The organism is Phenylobacterium sp. (assembly GCF_041691455.1).
Taxonomy (GTDB): domain Bacteria; phylum Pseudomonadota; class Alphaproteobacteria; order Caulobacterales; family Caulobacteraceae; genus Phenylobacterium.
In genome coordinates this window covers 1-6799 of sequence record NZ_JBEPUO010000062.1, presented here as the reverse complement: position 1 = coordinate 6799, position 6799 = coordinate 1, and the positions used below count along the sequence as shown (strand labels likewise).

The window sequence follows — 6799 nt, the reverse complement described above, 5'->3', positions numbered from 1 at the left end:
AGGGACTTCCACCCTCTCCTCCTCGCCGGCCTCCCGGCGCACTGTCCCCAATTACCACTCGTTATGGTGCGCGCCCGCGCCTAGCTGACTGTCTTAGCCCGGAATTGACAAATAGGCCGCGTCGAAGTCCGCCAATGCCTGCAGACGAGCGGCATCGTGGATGTGCACGACGCCGTTGTGAAACGCGATCAGGTTTTCGGCGCGCAGCTGTTGCAGGACGCGATTGGTATGAACGCTGGTCAGGCCAAGCATCGAGCCCAGTTCCTGCTGCGTCAGCGGCAGTTCGAAGCCGCCATCGGACAGGAGGAGCCCGCGTTCGCTCATGCGATGGGCGAGTTCGCAAATGAGGTGGGCGATGCGCTCGTGGCCGCGGCGCTGGCCGAGGTTTACGATCCAGGCGCGCTGCACCGCCTGATCCACCAGGGCCGACTTGGTGAGCGCGATCGTGATCGCCGGATGCGCCTGCAGAAGCGCGATGAACCGGGCGGCTTCGATGCGGGCGATCCTGACGCGGCTGAGGCTGCGAACGCCGTAGTCCGCCGGACCGGAGACCTCGCCGCTGCCGCCGCAGATATCGCCCGGCAGCAGCAGGCTGAGAATTTGCCGGCGGCCATCGCGGAAGTCCTGGTATTGGCAGGCCACGCCTTCAAGCAAGGGCAGGACCATCACCGGGCCATCGCCGGCGTTGATGATGGGCTTGCCGGCAGCGATCCACTCCGAAGCCGCGCCCAGATCGCCGATCGCCTCGCGCTCAACGTCGCTGAAGCTCGAAAAGCGTTCCAGCTTTCTGATCAGGGCGTTGGGAGCGGACTGGGGTCCCGAGGGGTCGGGCATCTCAGGTGGCCTCGTAAAGAGCGCGACCACAGTCATCTCGATATCCCTTCGCGAGCCCCTCGCGGGCGGGCGCCTCATCCAAAGATTAAGGCGAAGGTGAGATTTTCGTTCCGGCCGTGCTGTTGCGGTCGAGCGACGTTTTTCTGACACTCCTTACGACCGCCAATCGCCGATTGGATCACCGGTATCGACGCCGAAATCACCATTGGCTCCACTGCGGTCAGGATCGACCCTCCGTGGTCAAAGCGTGACCGCAACGTTTTGGGCCGCCACGCCGTTTGAGATTTCGCGGCCGCGGCGCGCCGGCGCCCGTCTCGAACACCGGCTGGTTTTGCGCTTCATTGGCCTCTACCAAACCGACGATTGGACGATCAGGAGCAGGCCTTGACCGATGAACAGAGCCGCGCGGCCGAGAGCGTTGCCAATGAGGCGCATACCGCGATCGAAGTCTCGCGCGGCTTCGCAAGCTGGCTGAGCGCCAATCGCGCCAGCCTGGCCTTCACCTCCTACCAGACCGGCCAGCTTTTCCTGGTCGGGGTGCTGCCGAACGGTCAGGTCTCATTCAATCAGCAGAACTTCCAGCGGGCCATGGGCGTGCATCATCAGGCCGGCCGGCTCTACCTCGGCTCACTGTTCCAGGTCTGGCGGCTGGAGAACATGCTGCGGCCCGGCGAGGTCGGCAACGCCGCCTTCGACAGCGTGCTGGTGCCGCGCAACGCCCAGACGACGGGCGATATCGACATCCACGAACTGTCCGTCGACCGGGACGGCCGGGTGGTGTTCGTCAACACCAAATACTCCTGCCTGGCGACGCTCAGCCTGACGCACAGCTTTCGCCCGATCTGGAAGCCGACCTTCATCTCCAAGCTCGCGCCGGAGGATCGCTGTCACCTGAACGGGCTGGCGATGCTGAACGGCGTTCCCAAATACGCCACCGCGGTCAGCCGCAGCGACATCGTCAATGGCTGGCGCGAACGGCGAAGCGAGGGCGGGGTGCTGATCGACATCGAGACCGATGCGATCGTCACCGACCGGCTCTCGATGCCGCACAGCCCACGCGCCTGGGGCGACAGGGTATGGGCGCTGGATTCCGGTCGCGGTTATCTGATCACCGTCGACCCCGCCAGCGGCGCGAAAGAGGACATCGCCTTTTGCCCGGGGTTCGTGCGCGGGCTGACGTTCCACAACGGCCACGCCATCGCCACCGTCTCCAAGCCGCGGAACGGCACCTTTGCCGGCCTGGCCCTGGAGGACGCCCTGCGCGAGCGTGACGGCGAGGCCTGGTGCGGGGTGCTGGTGATCGACGTGCGCGCCGGCGGCATCGTCGAATGGATTCGCCTGCAGGGCGCGATCACCGAACTCTTCGACGTGGCGGTGATGCCGGACGTGGTCTGCCCCATGTCGATCGGCGCGGCGTCGCCGGAGATCCGGACGTCGATCACCCTCGACGAGGCGGAGCCAACTGCCGCCGGGCGCTAACATTTGTTAGTTAATCCGGATAGACTTAACTTTTGTTAGAATACGACTGTATCTCGCCAGACACATACTGCCCAATCCCATCATTTGCTGAGATTATACTTACGGCTCAGCTTGACCCTGCGCGGCGCCCGACCCTACAGCGGGTGCGACATTCTGTCAGGGATAGGGTTGTTCTTATGAGCATTGTGCGGGCGGGTACGCCTTCGTCGCTGGCTGTCGGCATGACCGACGGCCTGGTCTCCACTGGCAGTCGTTCGCGGAAACCAGGGCGCAGGACGTCGCTCCTGATGACGACGGCGATGTCCGCCGCGGCGGTGTTCCTGGTCGCGTCTCCACGTATCGCGCACGCAGACAATGAGTGCGGCGTGCAGACCTCGGACACAGTGACCTGCTCGCCAGCCGACGCGGCCTACCCGACCTATCCGAACGGCATCACCTACATCAGTAACGGCAACCTCACGATCAACATCCCGGCGGCGGTGCAGATCGACACCAGCGGCAGCCTCGACCCCGGCGTGCTGTTCCTCGCCGGAAACCTGCCCGACGCCCTGACCGTGAACATGGCCGCCGGCTCGACGATTACCACGACGGACGACGGCGCGTTCGGCGTCCTGCAGGCGAGCGACTACGGGGCGATCGTGGCCAACGTCAGCAGCATCACCACATCGGGCGTGAATGCGACGGGGGTCGACGCCTCGAATATCAGGGGTGGGATCACCGTTACCGCCGGGTCAGTCCAGACATCCGGGAATGGTGCGACCGGCATCGCCGCCTACACCAATTACAGCGACATCAGCGTCACCGAGACCAGCGTCGTCACCAAGGGCTCGAACGCCGCCGGCGTCTTGGTCAACAGCACTAACAACGGCCTAATCGGCGTCAATGTCGGCGACATCAACACCTTCGGCAACATGTCGAACGGAGTCAATATCTCGAACCTCTTCGGCAATATCAGCGTCACCGGTGGCAACGTGACCACCGCCGGCGTCAAGGCGACCGGCGTCCACGTCGCGTCCAACAGCGCCGCGGTTGTCGTCGACCTGACCCAGGTGCAGACGGCTGGCGACGGCGCCGACGGGGTGGCGATCACCTCGACGAACGGACCCGTTGTCGTGACGGTCGGCAATCTCAGCACCGCGGGCGGCAACGCCACCGGCGCTGCACTGACCAGCGGAAACGCGACCTCGTTCACCTCCGGCGGCTCGGTGGTCACCCACGGCGACAACGCTTCGGCGATCCTGCTGCGCGCCGGGTCCGGCCCGGCCACGGCCAATTCGGCCAACACCACCACCTATGGCGCCTATTCGAACGCCATCGACGCCCGGAGCACGACCGGCCCGGTGATGGTCAGTGGCGGCAACCTCACCACCCACGGCGAGTATTCCCGCGGCGTCGACGCCCGCGCCTATGGGCCGGGCGCCAATGTGACGATCAATGTCGGCACGGTTCAGACCAACGGGCTCAAGTCGCTCAGCGTCTTTCAACCGGACTCGACGGGAATATTCGCCCGATCGGGCACCGGCGCGATCAGCATCACCGATGGGAACATTTCGACCCAGGGGGTGTCGGCCGAAGGGATCAACGCGAAAACCGCCTTCCCCGGCGGCGGCGATGTGACGGTCAATTCCGGCTCAATTGTCACCAGCGGCGACACCGCTGACGCGATCAGCGCGGTCAGCTACGGCGGCAATGTCAGCGTCACCAGCACGACCATCTCGACCGCTGGCCAGCAAAGCAGCGGCGTCTACGCCCTGGCCAGGTATGGCTCGATCGTCGTCAGCGGCGGCAATGTCTCGACCAAGGGCTTCAACGCCCCGGGCATCTACGCCCAGGCCGGCTACGGCGCCGCGGTGACCTTCGGCAATGCCTCGACAACCGGCGATTTCGCCGCCGGCGTCGACGCCGAGACTCAAGGCGGAAACGTCACGGTAAGCGGGACCAGCGCCACCACCACAGGCGTCGACGCCACCGGCGCCTATGCCTCATCGCAAACCGGCAACGTCTCGGTGACCGTGGGCAATGTCGCCACCAGCGGCGGCAACGCCATCGGCATCGACGCCGAGGCGCCAGGCGGCTCGGCCAGCGTCACCATCGGGAACGTCACCACCACCGCCAAGATCGGCGCCGCCGGCGTCATCGCCTACGGAACCTCGGCCAACATCGTTTCGACCGGGACGATCCGGACTTCGGGCGTCAGCGAGTACGGCGACACCGCGGTCGGCGCCCTGGCGACCTCGACCAGCGGACCGAGCTCGGTCAGCGTCAACAACGTGTTCGTGACCGGCAACGGCACCCGCGCCGTCGACGCCGAGAGCACGTCGGGCAATGTCAGCGTCACCACCACGGGCATGGTCTCGAGCGGCAACGGAACCGCCATCTTCACGGAGACCGGTGGCAATACGGCGATCAACATCAACGGCGGGACGACCAGCGGCGTCGGCGGCACGGTCGCCAACGTCTCCTTCCCGGTGATCCAGTTCGTCAACGACCAGGCCAACACCACCACGACCATCAATATCGGCGCGGCCGGCACGGTCCAGGCCAACCTGGCCGGCAATGCCACCACAGCCTCGCCGACCGCCCTGGTCATCGCGCCCGGCGGGGGCAACGCCACCTTCGGCAGCGTGGTCATCAACGACGCCGGCCACCTGATCGGCGAGGTCAATCTGGGCTCGGTGGTCGGCAACGGTACCGCCGGCAACGTCTCCAACACCGCCCTGAACGTGACCGGCAGCGGCGTCTTCCTGACCAGCGGGACCGACACCTTCGGCAACGGCGCGCCGGCCGGCAACACGACGGTGGCCAGCGACAGCGTCACCACTTCGGGCGCCGGCGCGATCGACACGGTCGGGAGCACCAACTTCGTGTTCGGGACCACGACCAAGAACAGCATCAATAACGGCGGGGTCATTCGTGTCGGCTCCGACGGGGCGCCGTCGACCCTGACGCTCACCGGTCCGGCCATCGCGCTCTCCAATGCCGGCCTGATCGACCTCAGCACCGGCGCGCCAGGAACCGACGCCCTGACCGGAACCACCACCGCCTTCACCGGCGTGGCCGGCGGGGTGATCGCGACCAAGGCCCAGCTGGGCGGGCCTGGCTCGATCGCCAGCGTCCTGACCGTGGCGTCCACCGCGGGCAGCAACAACATCCGGATCATCGACAGCGGCGGCAATCCCGGCAACGTCCCGGCAAGCGGCATCGTGCTGGTGCATACCGGCACGGCGACCGGCAACAACGCCACCTTCGCCCTGGATCCCGGCTCGACCGGCTTCGCCACCTTCGGGCCGAACGCCCGGGGCCTGGTCAAGGGGGTCTTCCTCTACACCCTGGCCAATACCGGCCAGAACGAGGTGCTGGTCACCTCCGCCGGACCGGGCGCCTTCGCCGCCGCGATCGTGGCCACGGCGGCGCAGGATATCTACTACGCCACCACGCCCTGGCAGGATCGACAGGCCGACCTGCGCGACTCGGTGCTGTTGGCGCCGGGTGACCTTGGTTCCTTCACCCCTGGAGTGTGGATCAAGGCGGTGGGCGACTGGACGTCGCGCACCGACAAGATCGATCCGCCAGCGGGCTTCACCTTCGACCTGGACTACCGCCAGAGCACCTACGGAATCATCGGCGGCGTCGACGGCGCCTGGCGCGTCGGTTCCGGTGTCGGCCTGATCGGCGTCGCCGGCGGCTATCTGAACTCGCGCCTCGACTTCAGGAGCCATGTCGGCCTGTCCGATCAGAACTATGAAGGCGGCACGGCCAGCGTCTACGCCACCTACATCCAGGACCAGTTCTTCATCGACGGCCAGATCAAGGGCGACTTCCTGACCCTGCGATCCGCCGGCATCGGCGGCCTGGGACACTCCGTCCAGGTCAACACCTACGGCGGTCAGATCGAAAGCGGCTATCGCATCCCCATCGGCTTCGCCACCCTGGAGCCGATCGGCACCCTGGCCTACGCCAAGACCGACATCGGCAACGGCCGTGTGCTGGGGACAGTGCTGCGCTTCGGCAACCAGGACAGCTTCCGCGGCGCCCTGGGCGCCCGCCTCTCGGCCCCGGTGATCGACAACGACAGCTACATGGTCAAGCTGGCCCTGGAAGGTCGCGCCTGGGACGAGTTCAACGGCCGCAACCACACCAACCTCACCGGCGCGGGACTGCCCATCGCCGTCGGCGACAACTTCTCGGGCGTATTCGGCGAGGTCGGCGGGTCGGTGAACCTGTTCTCCAAGGACGGCCACTCCTCGGCCTTCCTGAACGGATCCTACCGGTTCAAGAACAACTATAACGAAGGCAAGGTGTCGATCGGCTACCGCTATCAATGGGGCGCCCGGCCGGCCCCGCCGCCGCCGCCTCCGCCACCCCCTCCGCCGCCTCCCCCGCCACCTCCGCCGCCGCCGCCGCCCCCACCCCCGCCGCCTCCGGCGCCCATGGCCAAGGACTTCGTGGTCTACTTCCCGTTCGATCAGTACGTGCTGACGCCGGA

The 6799-nt window shown here is 66.4% G+C and carries 3 protein-coding genes; 2 read left to right on the top strand and 1 reads right to left on the bottom strand.

Annotation, left to right across the window (positions count from 1 at the left end):
- Positions 1-93 precede the first annotated feature (93 nt).
- The gene (locus ACESMY_RS23300; protein ID WP_372787030.1) at positions 94-870 is read right to left on the bottom strand and encodes a Crp/Fnr family transcriptional regulator; all 777 of its coding nucleotides are present in this window, start codon (positions 868-870) and stop codon (positions 94-96) included.
- A 348-nt stretch (positions 871-1218) separates the two neighbouring features.
- Between ACESMY_RS23300 and ACESMY_RS23295 the strand changes: the two genes are divergently transcribed.
- Both ACESMY_RS23295 and ACESMY_RS23290 read left to right on the top strand, forming a co-directional pair.
- Positions 1219-2313, top strand: coding sequence for a TIGR03032 family protein (locus ACESMY_RS23295; protein WP_372787029.1), 1095 nt, complete (start codon positions 1219-1221; stop codon positions 2311-2313).
- A gap of 287 nt (positions 2314-2600) precedes the next feature.
- The coding region (locus ACESMY_RS23290) for a beta strand repeat-containing protein (protein ID WP_372787028.1) at positions 2601-6799 on the top strand (4199 nt) is incomplete at its 3' end.